This window comes from Burkholderia sp. Bp9090, from assembly GCF_003857985.1.
Lineage (GTDB): Bacteria > Pseudomonadota > Gammaproteobacteria > Burkholderiales > Burkholderiaceae > Burkholderia.
The window spans coordinates 61,709-76,649 of sequence record NZ_QTPV01000039.1 but is presented as its reverse complement, the minus strand read 5'-3'; the positions used below and the strand labels follow the sequence as shown (position 1 = coordinate 76,649).

Genomic DNA, 14,941 nt, shown 5'->3' with positions numbered 1-14,941 from the left:
CGCAGAACTGCGTGCACTGCAAGACCTGCGACATCAAGGACCCGACGCAGAACATCGTGTGGGTCACGCCGGAAGGCAGCGGCGGGCCGAATTACCCAAGCATGTAACGTTGAGAACGCCCGCTTTCATGCAGACATTTCGCTCTCCGAGGCCTTGAATACCGAGCCAGCCTTGCCCGGAGTCATTGCCTGCTCTTCCAGCAAACGTGCCGCTGCCGCCGACTGTTCGCCAAGAGCCCCATTCTGCCGCGCGACGGCCTGATCGACTGGTTCGATCCCGCGGCTCGGCTCGTCCGACACAGCGGCGATCTCGCCGACGATATCGGACACCGGCCTGATCGCCTGCTTGACGCGTCCCATCGTCGCGCCGACGTCCGTCGCCTGCGTCGCGCCGTCCAGGATCAGGGCAACAGAAGTGCTGACCAGTTCCTCGATTTCTTTCGGAGCCGAAGCCGAGGACTGTGCCGGACCGTGCACTTCGCTCGCCACCACGGCGAATCCGCGCCCCTGCTCGCCAGCGCGGGCAGCCTCCACGACAGCGTCATTCGTTCGCCATCGTCTTCATCGCGAGGCAAATCGCAACGACGTGCAGCGTTACCCGGGCGGGTATCGCGTGCCGGCGAGTTCGCCCGCATCGACGATGCGTGTGTCCCATGCGATCGCGCGCGAGTCCGGCGTTTCTGGACGACCACGTATCCATGTCGGCGCGCCCTCTTTCAGTCAAACGAACCGGCGATCAGACCGCCATGCACAGATACTTGATGACCAGATAATCGTCGATGCCGTAGCGGGACCCTTCGCGGCCGACTCCCGACTGCTTCACGCCGCCGAACGGCCCGACCTCGTTGGAAATGAGGCCCGTATTGATGCCGACCATCCCGTATTCGAGCTGCTCGGCCACCCGCCACACACGCCCGATGTCGCGGCTGAAGAGGTAGGCGGCGAGCCCGAGCTCGGTACGGTGCCGAGTGTTGCGCCCGTCGCCGGGCCGAGCACGCCGAGGCGCTCGCCCGAGTCGGCGTCGCACCATTGCCCGTCGACATAAGCCTGCTGACGCAACAGCGCCGGGGCCTTCAACAGCGTGTTCAATTCCACGATCGGTCCTTCCGGGGATAAAAATGCAGGAGGCGACCCGAGCACGACTCGAGCCGCGAATACGGAGAATTTCAAATGACGGAGGGCGCCAGGCACTGCATCACGAAGCCAGACGCGCTACCCCGCCTGACGCCACGATGCACTCTCGTGACCGTGCGTGAGCAGCCCGCGTGCGATCTCGGCCACCCGGTGCACGTGCGCGATGGCCGCTTCGCGCGCCGCCACGCCGTTGCCCGCCGCGATGGCCGCGAGAATCGCGCGCATCTCCTCGACCGCCCGGTGCCCGCGATCGTCGGACGCGATCGTCAGCGCACGCAGCCGGTTGATACGCGCGATCAGCGTCTGAACGATTTCCCATGCGACGTGCTTTTGCCCGGCGATGAACATGCGTTCGTAGAATGCCGACGTGAGCACCTTCACCGCCTGATGATCCTGCGCATCGAACGCTTGCCGGATCGCGTCGATACACGCACCCAGCTCGGCGACGAGCGATTCGTCCGCATGCTGCGCACAGGCCATCGCCGCCTCGCCCTCCAGCAACGCGCGTATTTCGTAGATCTCGGCGGCCGTGTCGAAATCGAGGACCGCGACGATCGGCCCCTGGTTCGGAATCGAGGCGACGAGACCTTCCGTTTCCAGATGCCGCAGGACCTCGCGCACGACGGTTCGACTCACGCCGAGGATCTCGCACAGCGAGCGCTCGACCAGCCGCTCGCCGGGCTGGAAATGCGCATCGAGGATCGCGGTGCGCATCTTCTCGAGCGCGAGCTCGCGCAGCGTGGCGGTCGGCCGCTGGACTTTCAGGGACGGCGGAGCAGGACTCATGATTGCCGCCGTCAGGCTTGCGCAAAGAGGCGCGCGTCGCGTGCGTCCCAGTCGACGAGTGCCTGCGCGCCGATCACGATGCCGTTGTCGTGCCGATGCGCAGCCGGCGTGCGGATCGAGATTTCCTGCTGCCACGGCGTCGCGACCGCGTAATGCATCGCATCGCCGAGATAGGTGACGTCGCGCACGGTCACGGGCAAGGCCGACGCGGCGCTCAAACCATTCGTGCCGCTCGCGCGCTGCAGCGAACTGATACGCATCTGTTCAGGGCGGATCATCAGCGTGCCTTCGTCGCCGGCGGCGAGCGTCGGGTGGAACATGTCCGACGCCATTTCGAGGCCGTTGGGCAACACACCGCCGATGCGGCCGTCGCCGTGCTTCATCACCTTGACCGGCAGGAAATTCGAGTTCCCGATGAAGCTCGCGACGAAGCGCGATGCCGGGTTCGCGTAAAGCTCCTCGCCGGTGCCGACCTGCTCGATGCGCCCCTGGTTGAACACGGCGATGCGGTCCGACAGGCGCAGCGCCTCCTCCTGGTCGTGCGTGACATAGAGAATCGTCACGCCGGTTTCCTGGTGAATGCGGCGCAATTCGAGCTGGATTTCCTCGCGCAGCTTCTTGTCGAGCGCAGAGAGCGGCTCGTCCATCAACAGCACGGGCGGATCATATGCCAGCGCACGCGCGATCGCGACGCGCTGCTGCTGGCCGCCGGAGAGTTGCGCGGGCATCCGGTCGCGGCACTCGGACAGATGCACGAGCTTCAGCATCTGCTCGACCTTCGCGCGCACTTCGGCGTCGGGCCGGCGGCGCACGCGCAGCGGGAACGCGACGTTCTCGCCGACGGTGAGATGCGGGAACAGCGTATAGCGCTGGAACACCATCCCGATATTGCGCCGGTTCGGCGCGACCGACAGCAGCGGCTTGCCGTCGAGCAGCACGCGACCGTCGGTCGGCTCCTGGAAGCCCGCGACGATGTAGAGCGTGGTGCTCTTTCCCGAACCCGACGGCCCGAGGAAGGTCATGAATTCGCCCTTGCGCACGTCGAGCGATACCTGGTCGATCGCGACGACGTCGTCGTAGGTCTTGCGCAGGCGCTGGATTTGCAGGAATGCAGTCATGGCGTGTTACCTCAGTGAGCGCGTGCGCGGCGCACCACGGCGCCCGCCAGCATCAATACGGTCGTGAGTCCGACGAGCAGCGACGAAGCGGCCGCGACGACCGGCGTCAGGTCTTGCCGCAGCGTCGCCCAGATCCGCACGGGCAGCGTTTGCAGCGTCGGGCTCGACATGAAGATCGACACGACGACTTCGTCCCACGATGCGAGGAACGCGAAGATCGCGGCGGCGAAGAGGCCGAGCCGGATGGCAGGCAGCGTGACGCGCAGCTTCACGGTAAGCGGCGACGCGCCGCAGATCAGCGCCGCGTCTTCGAGCGCCGTGTCGAAGCTCACGAGCGAATTGCTGATCGAGATGATCGAGAACGGCAGCGCGATGATCAGGTGGCCGATGACGAAGCCGGTCATCGTGCCGTTCAGGCCGATGCGCAGGAAGAACCCGTACAGCGCGACGGCGAGCACGACGACAGGCAGCACCATCGGTGTGAGGAAGAAGCCCCGCACGGCCTCGCGGCCGCGGAACTTGCCGCGCACGAGCGCCAGCGACGCGAGAAACCCGATCGCGACGGACAGCATCGTGACGATCACCGCCAGTTTCGCGCTGGTCAGCAGCGAGTCGATCCAGCCCGCGTCGGTGAAAAGCTGCCGGTACCATTCGAGGGTCCAGCCCGGCGGCGGGAAGATGAGCCACTGCGAATCGCCGAACGACAGCGCGACGATAAAGACGATCGGCAACAGCAGAAACAACGCAACAGCCGCGCCCACGGCCACGAGGATCCAGCGCAGCGCGCCCAGGCGATCGAAATCGAGCAACATGTCAGTCCTCCCGCCGGGCCGCCCCAAGGGAGGCTGGCGCCCCCTCCGGGAGCAGCGAACGTAGTGAGCTTCGGGGTTGTTTCATCTCAGCGGCCTCCGGTGGTGGCGTGCGCGCTGCCGGTGAAGCGCAGCTGCAACGCATAGAGGGCTAGCGTCACGGCGAGCAGCACGAAGGCCGCGGCGCCGGCGAGGCCCCAGTTCAGCAGTTCCTGCACGAGCTGCGCGATCAGTTCCGCCAACATCATGTACGACGGGCCGCCGAGCAGCGTCGGCGTGACGAAGTAACCGAGCGCCATCACGAACACCATCAGGACGCCGGAGGCCACGCCCGGCATCGCGAGCGGCACGAGGATGCGCCAGAACGCCTGCCAGCGGCTCGCGCCGCACACCGCGGCCGCGCGCAGTGTCGACGGGTCGATGCCGCGCAGCGTTGCATGCAGCGGCATCACGAGGAACGGCAGCATGATGTAGGTCATGCCGATCGTCACGCCGGTCAGGTTGTTCACCAGCGACAGCGGCTCGTGAATCACGCCGAGCGCCATCAGCGCGCGGTTGATCGGCCCCGTTCCCTGCAGCAGCACCATCCATGCGAACGTCCGTGCGAGCAGGTTCGTCCACATCGACAGCAGCAGGATCGCGAACAGCACCGAACTGAGCCGGCGCGGCGCGATCGCGAGCAGCCATGCCATCGGAAAGCCGACGATCAGCGTGACGAGCGTGACGACCGTCGCAACAAGAAACGTATTGCCGAACACGCGCACGTACGTCGTCGAGCCGAGCAGCTGCTCGTAGTTGTGCAACCCGGGCATCGGTTCGAGCACGCTGCGCAACAGCAGTGACAGCACCGGCAGCAGGAAGAAGATCACGAGCAGCAGCACTGCGGGCATCAGCAGCCGCATGCTGCGCCAGTCGCGCCGCTTGCGCGGCGGCGTCGCGCTCGGATGCGCGACGGTACTCAATACGTTTGGCATGGTGGCTCCTTGGTCGGCCAGCGCCAGCACTTGAGTGCCTGTTACCGCTGGCCCCAAGCAGGTTCGTTGCTCATCCGCGCCGGCTCGATCCGGTTCGGCCTCCTTAACAGAATTCAGATCCATACGACTGGCCACGCCGGCTTACTTCGACTGCCACGCGTACCAGCGCTTCGCGATCGCGTCGCGATTCTCGGCCCAGTACTTCATGTCGAGGTTGATCTGCGTGGCCTTGTACTGGTCCGGGAGCGTTTTCGCGATTGCCGGTTGCATCAGCGCCGCCGACTTCACGTTGATCGGCGCATAACCGGTGTCGGCCGCGAATTTCGCCTGAGCCTGCGCACCCGTCGCGGCGGCGAGGAACTTCATCGCCGCGTCGCGATGCTTCGCGCCCTTCGGGATCACGAGCATGTCGGCAGCGGTCAGGTTCTGGTTCCATGACATGCCGACCGGCACGCCTGTCTGCGCGAGCGCATGCAGGCGGCCGTTCCAGAACATGCCGATCGGCGCTTCGCCCGACGCGAGCAACTGCTGCGACTGCGCACCGCCGCTCCACCAGACGATGTCACCCTTGATGGAATCGAGCTTCTTGAATGCGCGGTCGAGGTCGAGCGGATACAACTTGTTGGGCGCGACGCCGTCGGCGAGCAACGCGATCTCGAGCACGCCCGGCGCCGACCACTTGTAGAAGGTGCGCTTGCCAGGGAAGCGCCTGGTATCGAACAGGTCCGCCCAGTTCTGCGGCTGCGCGCTCGTGTATTTCGCCTTGTAGTAGCCGAGCACGAACGAATAATAGAAGCTGCCCACCGCAGACGGCGTCGCGAAGCGCGGGTCGAGTTCGGCCTTGTTCACCACCGAATAGTCGATCGGCTCGATCAGCCCTGCCTTTTCCGCCGCATACGCGAAGTCACCCTCGACGTCGACCACGTCCCAGCTGACGTTGCCGCTGTCGACCATCGCCTTGAGCTTGCCGTAGTCGGTCGGCCCGTCCATCAGCACGTTGATGCCGCTCGCCTGCGTGAACGGCTGCGCCCAGTCCTTCTGTTGCGACGACTGGGTCGTGCCGCCCCAGCTGGTGAACACGATCGGATCGGCGGCCAGTGCCGGCGCGGCGCACAGGGCGGCCAACGGTGCAATGCATGCCAGGCGCGACGCTGCGAAACGCGGGATGCTTCTGCTGCTCATGGTCTCTCTCTCCAAGGGGAAACGCCGCGCGTCGCGACCGCCGGGATGGCAGCCATTCGAATACGCGCCTTCAGACCGGCGGCGCAAACCTCGCCGGCATCATGATCCTGATTCTTGTGTCTTCGCCACGCCTGATTGCGGCAAGTCGCTTCAATGCGCGACTGCAAGTGTCTGCACGGTGCCAGCCTCCGTATCGCCGACATAGATGCCGTACGCGTCCTGCCGGCGTTCACGCACGTAGCGTTCGAGCATCGAGCGCACGGCGGGGTCGGCGATCTCGTCCCACGGCACTTGCCAGAGCGGCACGATACGGGTGCTGCTGTCGAACCACGGCGAACCGGTAGGCATAACACGGCCGCGGTAATAGATATGGACGCCAGCCTCGCGCCCGCCGGCCGATTCGAAAACTGCGAACAGGAAGTCGAGATGCGCGTTGAGCCCGAGCTTCGCGAGCACGCCGCGCAGGCTCGCGGGGTCACTGGCCGGATCGAGCCGGGTGCCGGTCGGCAAGCGCAGCCCGTGCGGCGTATCGACGAGCACCAGCCCGTCGCGATGTTCGAGAATCGCACCCACCTCGGCATGCCCGCCTGCCGCGGACAACGCGTCCTGCGACAGCGTGAAGTTCACGTAAGCGCCGCGGCAATAGCCGAGCGGCGACGCGCTCGTCTGCGCGAAATCGACCACGCGCCCGATCAGAATGACGTGGTCGCCTGCATCGACCACGTCGTGGGTCACGCAGTCGAAGCTCGCCGCCGCATCCCGGATCACCGGTGCGCCCGTCTTGCGCGTGTCCCATGGCACTTGCGCGAACTTGTCCTGCGCCTTCGATGCGAACACGCCGGACACGTTGGTCTGGTTTTCCGCCAGCACGCTGACGGCAAAACGCTGCGTAGCCGAGAACACCGCATGGCTCGATGCCGTCTTCGCGATGCACACGAGGATCAGCGGCGGATCGAGCGACACCGACGTGAACGAGTTCGCGGTGAAACCGCGCGGCGACCCGTCGGGCTGGATCGTCGTGACGACCGTCACGCCGGTGACGAATGCGCCGAGGGCGCGGCGGAATCCGAGCGTGTCGAATGCCTGCTGCGCGGTGGACCCGGTCATCGACTCAGTCATGGCGTGCTCCCGTGATTACTGCGCTACTCGATGAGATTATGGTATGCCATCTTATGGTCGACAACAACGTGTCAAAAATCATGGAAAACCATGATGCATCCGCGGATCGCCACGTATTCGATAGCCAAAACAAAAGGCCGCCGGCGTAGCACGCCGGCGGCCTTCCGGGTCAATTCGCGCGTCTGGATGCTCGCGCTCGGGCTGCATCAACTATCGCTGGATGCCTCGTCCTGCTGTTGCGCGAGCGCAGACAGCGCCAGCTCGGAAACCCGCTTGATGTGCGCAGCCGACGCGGCCGATGCCGCGTTGCCGTCGCGCTGCTCGATCGCTTCGAGCAGGCGGTTCATCTCGGTGTTGGAATCGCCGCCGCGCCCCGGCATCGCGATGGTCAGCGCGCGCAACCGGTTGATGCGCGCGTTCAGCGTCTTGACCACCGTCAGCGACACCTGCTTTCCTGCGGCTTCGAACAGGGTTTCGTAGAAGCGCTCGGTGAATTCGAGCACACGTGGCAATTCCTGCTTCTCGAACGCATCCTCGATCGTTGCCCGAATTTCTCGCAACTGCCGCACGACTTCGGGCGTCGCGCGCTCTGCGCAGGCACGCGCGGCATTGGCTTCGAGCAGGCCGCGCAGTTCGTAGATCTCGCCGACTTGCGCCGGATCGAGCCGCGCGACCACCGGCCCTTGCCGCGACACGGTCTCGACCAGCCCTTCGGTCTCGAGATGCCGCAGCACCTCGCGCACCACCGTGCGGCTGACGCCGAGCTCATCGCACAGCGTGCGCTCGACGAGCCGGGCACCCGGCCGGAAATAGCCCTGCACGATCGCGCCACGCAGCTTGTCGAGCGTCAGTTCGCGCAGGGTCTTGGCATTGCGGTCGATTTTCAGGTCTTGCATGAGCGGCACTCTGGAAACGGGTATGGGCCTGCAGCCGGCCGCGAGCCGGGCGCAAACATGGAATGCCATATTATGACCTAACTGCCAGCGTCTTCCATCCCGCCCGGCCTGCGCCCGCGCCCGACCAGGCGATCAGCCCCCGAGCCCCTCGACGATCGCGATCTGCGCCCGGCAATATCCATCCCGCTTCGCCTTCGCCGCCTGGTACTCCGGCGAGTGATAACACGCAAGCGCCGTTTCCATGTCGGGAAAGCGGATCACGACGTGGCGCTCGAACGCATCGCCCTCCAGCGTCTGCGACGCGCCGCCACGCGCCAGGAACACGGCACCGAATTTCTTGAACGCCTGCGGCGCGATGTCCGTGTAGTCCTTGTACTTCACGGGATCCAGCACCTGCACGTGGGCAATCCAGTACGCACTCATTTGTCACCTCTCTTGGGAAATTCCTGCTACGGGTTTACACGCATGGCATGCCGTAACATGGTATACCACAATGAATCGCACAATCAACGCACGAAAGGAAGGTGCCATGAGCCTGATTCGGAAATCCGTCCTCCATGTCGAGACGCTCTACGTGGATGGCGACAAGGTCGCTGCCAAGCCACTGAAGATGATCGGCGCCGTCGCCGTCATCAAGAACCCGTGGGCAGGCCGCGGGTACGTCGAGGACCTGTCGCCGGAGATTCGCGCGATCGCCCCGCAGCTCGGCGAACACCTGACCAAACTGATCCTCGACGAGGCCGGTTCGGGCGACGCGGTCGAAGCGTTCGGCAAGAGCGCGATCGTCGGCCTCGACGGCGAAATCGAGCATGCATCCGCGCTGATCCATACGCTGCACTTCGGCAACATCTATCGCACGGCCGTCGGCGCGAAGTCGTACCTCGCGTTCAACAATACGCGCGGCCCGGCCAATGCGCCGCTGCTGATCCCGATGATGGACAAGAATGACGAAGGCCGCCGTTCGCACTACCTGACGCTCCAGTTCTCGATCCCGGATGCACCGGCCGCCGACGAACTGGTCATCGCCATCGGCGCCGCGACCGCCGGCCGTCCGCATCACCGCATCGGCGACCGCTACAAAGATCTCGCAGAGCTCGGAAATGACGTCAAGAACCCTGCTGCTGTCAAATAAACGCGTCGCCCACTATCTCGACCAGGGCACCGGCGAACCGCTGGTGCTGATTCATGGGGTCGGCATGCAGGCGGGCGCGTGGTATCCGCAGATCGACGACCTGTCGCGCGATTTCCGCGTGATCTCCGTCGACATGCCGGGCCACGGGATGAGCGATGCGCTCGACACCGACGCCGACCTGCAGCAGTTCGTCCAGTGGGCCGTCGGGTTCATCGAGGCGCTGAAGGTCGGCCCCGTCAACCTTGCCGGCCACTCGATGGGTTCGCTGATCGCCGCCGGCGTCGCCGTGACGCGGCCCGATCTGGTCAAGCGCGTGGCAGTCCTGAACGGCGTGTACCGCCGCACCGAACAGGCGCGCGAGGCCGTGCTGCAACGTGCCGCCGAACTGCGCTCGGGCACCATCGACATCGATACGCCGCTGCGGCGCTGGTTCAACGCGGAAGACGCGCAGCAGGCCGCCGCGCGGAAGGTGGAAGCGTGGCTGCAGTCGGTCGATCTGGCCGGCTACGCGACCGCGTACACCGCGTTCGCGAACGGTGACGACATATACGCGGACGGCTGGCACCGGATCGCGTGCCCTGCCCTCGTGCTCACCGGGTCGGACGACCCGAATTCGACGCCCGAGATGGCCCGGCAAATGGCGCAGGCCGCGCAAGACGGCAAGGCTGTCGTGATCGAGAACGAGCGCCACATGGTGAACCTGACCGCGCCCGACGCCGTCAATCGCGCGCTGCGTGCGTGGCTGCACACCGTGCCGCAGGCGGAAACCCTGAAATCGGAAGTGTGACATGAGCCAAGCAATCAGCCAGGAAACGCCGATCATCAACTCGCGGGAGCTGCGCGACGCGTTCGGCGCATTCATGACCGGCGTGACGATCGTCACCACCGCGCGCGACGACGGCCAGCCGCTCGGCTTCACCGCGAACTCGTTCTCGTCGGTGTCGCTCGATCCGGCGCTGCTGCTCGTCAGCATCGCGAAGACGTCGAGCAATTTCCAGACGTTTTCCACGATCGGCCACTTCGCGATCAACATCCTCGCCGAAGGGCAAAAGGACCTCTCCAACACCTTCGCGCGACCGAGCGACGATCGCTTCGCGAACGTCGGCTGGCACCTGAGCGCGCATCGCAACCCGCTGATCGACGACGTCAGCGCGTGGTTCGACTGCACGACGCACGCGGTGATCGACGCGGGCGATCACGCGCTCATCATCGGCAAGATCGAGGCGTTCCATTCCGCCGGCTACGCGGGGCTCGGCTACTACCGCGGCGGCTACTTCACGCCGGCGAAGCTGTCGGCCGAAGTCATCGCCGGACCGAAGGTCATCGTCAGCGCGATCATCACGCGCGACGACAAGGTCCTGATGGTGAAGACGGCCGATCGCAAGTGGGCGCTGCCCACCCGGGAAATCGGCAACGCAGGCGCCGACAAGGCGCTCGCCGAACTGTTCCGGCAATACCAGCCGGACGCATCGGCAAGCTTCATCTATTCGGTCTACAACAATACCGAGACGCACTACCAGTACATCTCGTTCCTCTGCAGCGCACCGGACGAAGCGGCGGTCGCCGGCGAATTCGTGAGCCTCGACGACCTCGACGCCGACGCGTTCCAGGACAGCGCGCTCGCCAGCATGCTCGAGCGCTATCGCAAAGAGAGTCAGTTGAAGAGTTACGGCCTGTACTTCGGCGATCACAGCACCGGCACCATCCGCCCGCTTCTTTCCTGAAAGGTCACATCATGCGTTTTTCGCTTTTCGTCCACATGGAGCGCGTCTCCGACCAGACCAGCCAAAAGCAGCTGTACGACGAGATGGTCGAGCTGTGCCAGATCGCCGACCGCGGCGGCATGCATGCCGTCTGGACCGGCGAGCACCACGGCATGGACTTCACGATCGCGCCGAACCCGTTCATCAACCTCGTCGACCTAGCGAACAAGACGAAGCGCGTGCGGCTCGGCACGGGCACGGTCGTCGCGCCGTTCTGGCATCCGATCAAGCTCGCCGGCGAAGCCGCGATGACGGACATCATCACGGGCGGCCGCCTGGAGCTCGGGATCGCGCGCGGCGCGTACTCGTTCGAATACGAGCGCCTGATGCCGGGCCTCGACGCGTGGGGCGCAGGCCAGCGCTTGCGCGAACTCATTCCGGCCGTAAAGAAGCTGTGGGAAGGCGATTACGCGCACGGCGGCGAGTTCTGGCAATTCCCGTCGACGACGTCGTCACCGCTGCCGCTGCAGCAGCCGCATCCGCCGATCTGGGTGGCCGCGCGCGATCCGAACAGCCACGAGTTCGCGGTGGCCAACGGCTGCAACGTGCAGGTCACGCCGCTGCACCTCGGTGACGAGGAAGTCGAGAAGCTCGTCGGCCACTTCAACGCCGCGTGCGCGAAGTTCAGCGACGTGCCGCGCCCGCAGATCATGCTGCTGCGTCACACCTATGTGGCAAGCAGCGAGGACGACGCACAGCTGGCCGCCGACGAAGTCAACGTGTTCTACAACTACTTCGGCGCGTGGTTCAAGAACGAGCGTCCGGTCAGCCGCGGGATGATCAAGCCGCTGAGCCGCGACGAAATCGCGGCGCACCCCTTCTACACGCCGGAAGCGATGCGCAAGAACAACGTGATCGGCACGCCCGCGGAAGTGATCGGGCGCCTGAAGGCCTATGAAGAGCTCGGCTTCGACGAGTACTCGTTCTGGATCGATACCGGCATGAGCTTCGAGCGCAAGAAGGCGTCGCTCGAGCGGATGATCCGCGACGTGATGCCGGCGTTCCAGTAAGGGGGCGATGCCATGAATGTGCAATTTCAGCTGTATATCGACGGGCAGTTCGGACCCGGTGTCGCCACGTTCGGCAGCATCAATCCGGCGACCGGCGCCGTGTGGGCGCAGATGCCGGAAGCCCGCACCGACGAGGTGAACCGCGCGGTAGCGGCGGCCGGTCGCGCGCTGACCGATCCCGCCTGGGCGGGGCTTTCCGCGTCCGCGCGCGGCAAGCTGCTGTACAGGCTCGCCGATCTGGTCGAAAAAGCTGCACCGCGGCTCGCCGAAATCGAAACGAACGACACCGGCAAGATCATCCGGGAAACGTCGAGCCAGATCGCGTACGTCGCCGAGTATTACCGCTACTACGCGGGCATCGCCGACAAGCTCGAAGGCAGCAGCATCCCCGTCGACAAGCCGGACATGCAGGTGTGGCTCGAGCGGCAGCCGGTCGGCGTGGTCGCCGCGATCGTGCCCTGGAACAGCCAGCTGTTCCTGTCCGCGGTGAAGATCGGCCCGGCGCTCGCGGCCGGCTGCACGGTGGTGCTGAAGGCGTCCGAGGAAGCACCGGGACCGTTGCTCGAGTTCGCGCGCATCGTGCACGAGGCAGGATTCCCGCCGGGCGTCGTCAACGTCATTACCGGCTTCGGCCCGGAATGCGGCGCGGTGCTGAGCAGCCACCCGGGCGTGGACAAGGTCGCGTTCACCGGCGGCCCCGAGACCGCGCGCCACATCGTGCGAAACACGGCCAACAACCTCGCGAAGGTGTCGCTCGAACTCGGCGGCAAGTCGCCGTTCATCGTGTTCGCCGATACCGATATCCAGAGCGCGGTGAATGCGCAGGTCGCCGCGATCTTCGCGGCGAGCGGCCAGAGTTGCGTCGCGGGGTCGCGCCTGCTGATCGAGGCTTCCGTCAAGGAGCAGTTCCTTGCGCTGCTGGTCGAGCGTGTGTCGCGGATTCGCGTGGGTTCACCCAACGAGCGGGAAACCGAGTACGGCCCGCTGTGTACGGAACGGCAGCTTCGCAACATCGAGACGGTCGTCGAGAACTCGGCGCGCCAGGGTGCCAAGGTGCTCGCAGGCGGAAAGAGGCTGGAGCGCGACGGGTATTACTACGCACCGACGATCCTCGACTGCACCGGCGTTGCGCAAGCCGACAGCATCACGACCGAATTGTTCGGCCCGGTGTTGTCGGTCGACACGTTCGAATCCGAACAGGAAGCGATCGAGAAGGCAAACGGCACCGCCTACGGCCTCGCGGCCGGCATCTTCACGACCAACCTGACGCGTGCGCACCGCGTGTCGAAGCGCGTGCGCTCCGGCATCGTGTGGATCAACACCTATCGGGCCGTGTCGCCGCTCGTGCCGTTCGGCGGCTTCGGGCTGTCCGGGCATGGACGTGAAGGCGGCCTGAGCGCCGCGCTCGAATACACGACCACGAAGTCCGTGTGGCTGCGCACGTCGGACGATCCGATCGGCGACCCGTTCGTGATGCGCTGAGCGGCTACGCTTTCGCCGGCAGTATCGACTCAAGGCCGCAAGGGCCATGCCGCGCCGCGCGCGTCATCAGGCGCATGCGGCGACGCATGGCCCCGGCAATAAAGATGGAGACAGCATGACAAAGCAGGAAAGCGACGGCAGCGTTCTCGCCATCGAAAGCAACTCGATCGAATATGTTCCGCCGGAGGCGCGGCACGGCAAGCCGGCCGACCTCTTCACCCTGTGGTTCTGCACGAACGTCGCCCCGCTGGCCGTGATTTCCGGTGCGACGTCGGTACTGGTGTTCCACCTCGACCTCATGAGCGCGATTGTCGCGATCGCGGCCGGGCAGTTCTTCGGCGCGATCTTTCATGCGCTCACTTCCGCGCAGGGGCCACTGGTCGGCGCGCCGCAGATGATCCAGAGCCGCGCGCAATTCGGCCGCTACGGATCGCTGCTGGTCGTGTGCTTCACCACGCTGATCTATCTCGGCTTCTTCGTGTCGAACATCATTCTCGCGGGCAAGACGCTCCACACGGCGGCGCCCGCAGTGCCGGTGCCGATCGCAACCGTCATCGGCGCGGTGCTCGCGACGCTGGTCGGTGTGATCGGCTGCCACTTCATTCATCGCTTCAACAAGATCGGCGCGTGGTTCATGGGTGGCGCACTGCTGATCGGCATCGCGCTGATGGTGCCGGGCCTCGATGCGCGGATGTTCCAGCAGGGTCATTTCGATCTCGCCAACTGGTTCGCGATGTTCGGCTTGTGTGCGGTCTGGCAGATCAGCTTCGCGCCCTATACGTCCGACTATTCGCGCTATCTGCCGGCTTCCGCCGGATTCGGAAAGACCTTTGCGTACACGTACCTCGGCACGTCACTGGGGACGATCTTCGCATTCCTGTTCGGCGTGCTCGCCGTCAGCACCGGGCATTCGACGGACGCGATGCAGGCGATCCGCGAGCAGACCGGCGCGTTCGGCTACGTGCTGATCTTCCTGTTTCTGGTCAACATCATCGGCCACAACGGGATGAACCTGTATGGCGCGGTGCTGTCGTTCATCACCGCCGCGCAGACGTTCCGGCCGCACTGGGTGCCCGGCCGCAACGTGCGCGTCGTCGTGTCGGCGGTCCTGCTGGTGGCGTCGACCGCGGCTGCACTGTGGGCGTCGAGCAACTTCATCTCGATCTTCCTCAACGCGATCTTCGCGCTGCGCATCGTGCTGGCACCGTGGATCGCGATCAACCTGATCGACTTCTACCTGGTCAACAACCGCCGCTACCGGGTCACGGAAATCATCAGCAGCAGCGGTGGCGTGTACGGGGCGTTCAACGTCAGGGCCATCGCGATCTACGCGTTCGGGATTGCGGTCCAGGTGCCGTTCATGGAGGAGAGCTTCTTCCACGGCGCGTGGGCATCGGTTCTCGGCGGCGCCGACGTATCGTGGATGGTGGGCCTCGTCGTCACCGCGACGGTCTGCTACCTGTTCGCGTCGAAGGACGGTTCGCGTTCGCGCGGACGGTGCCCGGCGGGCGCCGGGGCTTTGGAATAACCGGGGAAA

General features: G+C 65.3%; 15 protein-coding genes and 2 pseudogenes. 7 read left to right on the top strand and 10 right to left on the bottom strand.

Going from position 1 to position 14,941, the window contains the following annotated elements:
* Positions 1–107 (top strand): 4Fe-4S dicluster domain-containing protein (locus DIE16_RS27900; RefSeq protein ID WP_148092725.1); only part of this gene is annotated, 107 nt, incomplete at its 5' end.
* 18 nt (positions 108–125) lie between these two features.
* Here DIE16_RS27900 and DIE16_RS27895 read toward each other — a convergent pair.
* From DIE16_RS27895 to DIE16_RS27850, 10 genes and pseudogenes are all read right to left on the bottom strand, one after another.
* A pseudogene (locus DIE16_RS27895) lies at positions 126–542 on the bottom strand (methyl-accepting chemotaxis protein); the annotation flags it as partial.
* 193 nt (positions 543–735) lie between these two features.
* Positions 736–957: pseudogene (locus tag DIE16_RS27890) on the bottom strand (aldehyde dehydrogenase family protein); the annotation flags it as partial.
* Between the two features lie 254 nt (positions 958–1,211).
* Positions 1,212–1,919, bottom strand: coding sequence for a GntR family transcriptional regulator (locus tag DIE16_RS27885; protein ID WP_124489294.1), 708 nt, complete (start codon positions 1,917–1,919; stop codon positions 1,212–1,214).
* A gap of 11 nt (positions 1,920–1,930) precedes the next feature.
* Positions 1,931–3,037, bottom strand: coding sequence for an ABC transporter ATP-binding protein (locus DIE16_RS27880; RefSeq protein WP_124523131.1), 1,107 nt, complete (start codon positions 3,035–3,037; stop codon positions 1,931–1,933).
* An 11-nt stretch (positions 3,038–3,048) separates the two neighbouring features.
* Positions 3,049–3,849, bottom strand: coding sequence for an ABC transporter permease (locus DIE16_RS27875; protein ID WP_124489296.1), 801 nt, complete (start codon positions 3,847–3,849; stop codon positions 3,049–3,051).
* Positions 3,850–3,935: 86 nt separating this feature from the next.
* Positions 3,936–4,820 (bottom strand): ABC transporter permease, encoded by an 885-nt coding sequence (locus DIE16_RS27870; protein WP_124489297.1) that lies wholly within the window; start codon positions 4,818–4,820, stop codon positions 3,936–3,938.
* Positions 4,821–4,961: 141 nt separating this feature from the next.
* A complete protein-coding gene (locus tag DIE16_RS27865; protein ID WP_124489298.1) occupies positions 4,962–6,002 on the bottom strand; it encodes an ABC transporter substrate-binding protein in 1,041 nt (346 codons plus the stop codon).
* Between the two features lie 150 nt (positions 6,003–6,152).
* Entirely contained in the window at positions 6,153–7,121 is a 969-nt protein-coding gene (locus DIE16_RS27860) for a flavin reductase (RefSeq protein ID WP_124489299.1), read from the bottom strand.
* A gap of 206 nt (positions 7,122–7,327) precedes the next feature.
* On the bottom strand, positions 7,328–8,017 hold the full coding sequence (locus DIE16_RS27855; RefSeq protein ID WP_124489300.1) for a GntR family transcriptional regulator: 690 nt from the start codon (positions 8,015–8,017) through the stop codon (positions 7,328–7,330).
* A 132-nt stretch (positions 8,018–8,149) separates the two neighbouring features.
* Entirely contained in the window at positions 8,150–8,440 is a 291-nt protein-coding gene (locus DIE16_RS27850) for a DUF1330 domain-containing protein (RefSeq protein WP_124489301.1), read from the bottom strand.
* 106 nt (positions 8,441–8,546) lie between these two features.
* Here DIE16_RS27850 and DIE16_RS27845 point away from each other — a divergent pair, with 106 nt between their 5' ends.
* The 6 genes from DIE16_RS27845 (at position 8,547) to DIE16_RS27820 (ending at position 14,932) form a co-directional block, all read left to right on the top strand.
* Positions 8,547–9,149 carry an amino acid synthesis family protein gene (locus tag DIE16_RS27845; RefSeq protein WP_124523129.1) on the top strand — a complete coding sequence of 201 codons (603 nt, stop codon included), beginning with the start codon at positions 8,547–8,549 and terminating at the stop codon, positions 9,147–9,149.
* The gene (locus tag DIE16_RS27840; RefSeq protein ID WP_124523127.1) at positions 9,118–9,936 is read left to right on the top strand and encodes an alpha/beta fold hydrolase; all 819 of its coding nucleotides are present in this window, start codon (positions 9,118–9,120) and stop codon (positions 9,934–9,936) included. The genes DIE16_RS27845 and DIE16_RS27840 overlap by 32 nt, the downstream gene beginning before the upstream one ends.
* Before the next feature lies 1 nt (position 9,937).
* A complete protein-coding gene (locus DIE16_RS27835; RefSeq protein ID WP_124489304.1) occupies positions 9,938–10,873 on the top strand; it encodes a flavin reductase in 936 nt (311 codons plus the stop codon).
* An 11-nt stretch (positions 10,874–10,884) separates the two neighbouring features.
* Complete coding sequence (locus DIE16_RS27830) at positions 10,885–11,922, top strand: LLM class flavin-dependent oxidoreductase (RefSeq protein WP_124489305.1); 1,038 nt, start codon at positions 10,885–10,887, stop codon at positions 11,920–11,922.
* Positions 11,923–11,934: 12 nt separating this feature from the next.
* Positions 11,935–13,404 (top strand): aldehyde dehydrogenase, encoded by a 1,470-nt coding sequence (locus DIE16_RS27825; protein WP_124489306.1) that lies wholly within the window; start codon positions 11,935–11,937, stop codon positions 13,402–13,404.
* A gap of 115 nt (positions 13,405–13,519) precedes the next feature.
* Entirely contained in the window at positions 13,520–14,932 is a 1,413-nt protein-coding gene (locus DIE16_RS27820) for a cytosine permease (protein ID WP_124489307.1), read from the top strand.
* The last annotated feature ends 9 nt before the right edge of the window (positions 14,933–14,941 follow it).

Excerpts from the sequence above, each read along its gene's own strand:
- DIE16_RS27885 (WP_124489294.1), bottom strand. The coding sequence starts at position 1,919 with ATGAGTCCTGCTCCGCCGTCCCTGAAAGTCCAGCGGCCGACCGCCACG.
- DIE16_RS27880 (WP_124523131.1), bottom strand. The coding sequence starts at position 3,037 with ATGACTGCATTCCTGCAAATCCAGCGCCTGCGCAAGACCTACGACGAC.
- DIE16_RS27875 (WP_124489296.1), bottom strand. The coding sequence starts at position 3,849 with ATGTTGCTCGATTTCGATCGCCTGGGCGCGCTGCGCTGGATCCTCGTG.
- DIE16_RS27870 (WP_124489297.1), bottom strand. The coding sequence starts at position 4,820 with ATGCCAAACGTATTGAGTACCGTCGCGCATCCGAGCGCGACGCCGCCG.
- DIE16_RS27865 (WP_124489298.1), bottom strand. The coding sequence starts at position 6,002 with ATGAGCAGCAGAAGCATCCCGCGTTTCGCAGCGTCGCGCCTGGCATGC.
- DIE16_RS27860 (WP_124489299.1), bottom strand. The coding sequence starts at position 7,121 with ATGACTGAGTCGATGACCGGGTCCACCGCGCAGCAGGCATTCGACACG.
- DIE16_RS27855 (WP_124489300.1), bottom strand. The coding sequence starts at position 8,017 with ATGCAAGACCTGAAAATCGACCGCAATGCCAAGACCCTGCGCGAACTG.
- DIE16_RS27850 (WP_124489301.1), bottom strand. The coding sequence starts at position 8,440 with ATGAGTGCGTACTGGATTGCCCACGTGCAGGTGCTGGATCCCGTGAAG.
- DIE16_RS27845 (WP_124523129.1), top strand. The coding sequence starts at position 8,547 with ATGAGCCTGATTCGGAAATCCGTCCTCCATGTCGAGACGCTCTACGTG.
- DIE16_RS27840 (WP_124523127.1), top strand. The coding sequence starts at position 9,118 with ATGACGTCAAGAACCCTGCTGCTGTCAAATAAACGCGTCGCCCACTAT.
- DIE16_RS27835 (WP_124489304.1), top strand. The coding sequence starts at position 9,938 with ATGAGCCAAGCAATCAGCCAGGAAACGCCGATCATCAACTCGCGGGAG.
- DIE16_RS27830 (WP_124489305.1), top strand. The coding sequence starts at position 10,885 with ATGCGTTTTTCGCTTTTCGTCCACATGGAGCGCGTCTCCGACCAGACC.
- DIE16_RS27825 (WP_124489306.1), top strand. The coding sequence starts at position 11,935 with ATGAATGTGCAATTTCAGCTGTATATCGACGGGCAGTTCGGACCCGGT.
- DIE16_RS27820 (WP_124489307.1), top strand. The coding sequence starts at position 13,520 with ATGACAAAGCAGGAAAGCGACGGCAGCGTTCTCGCCATCGAAAGCAAC.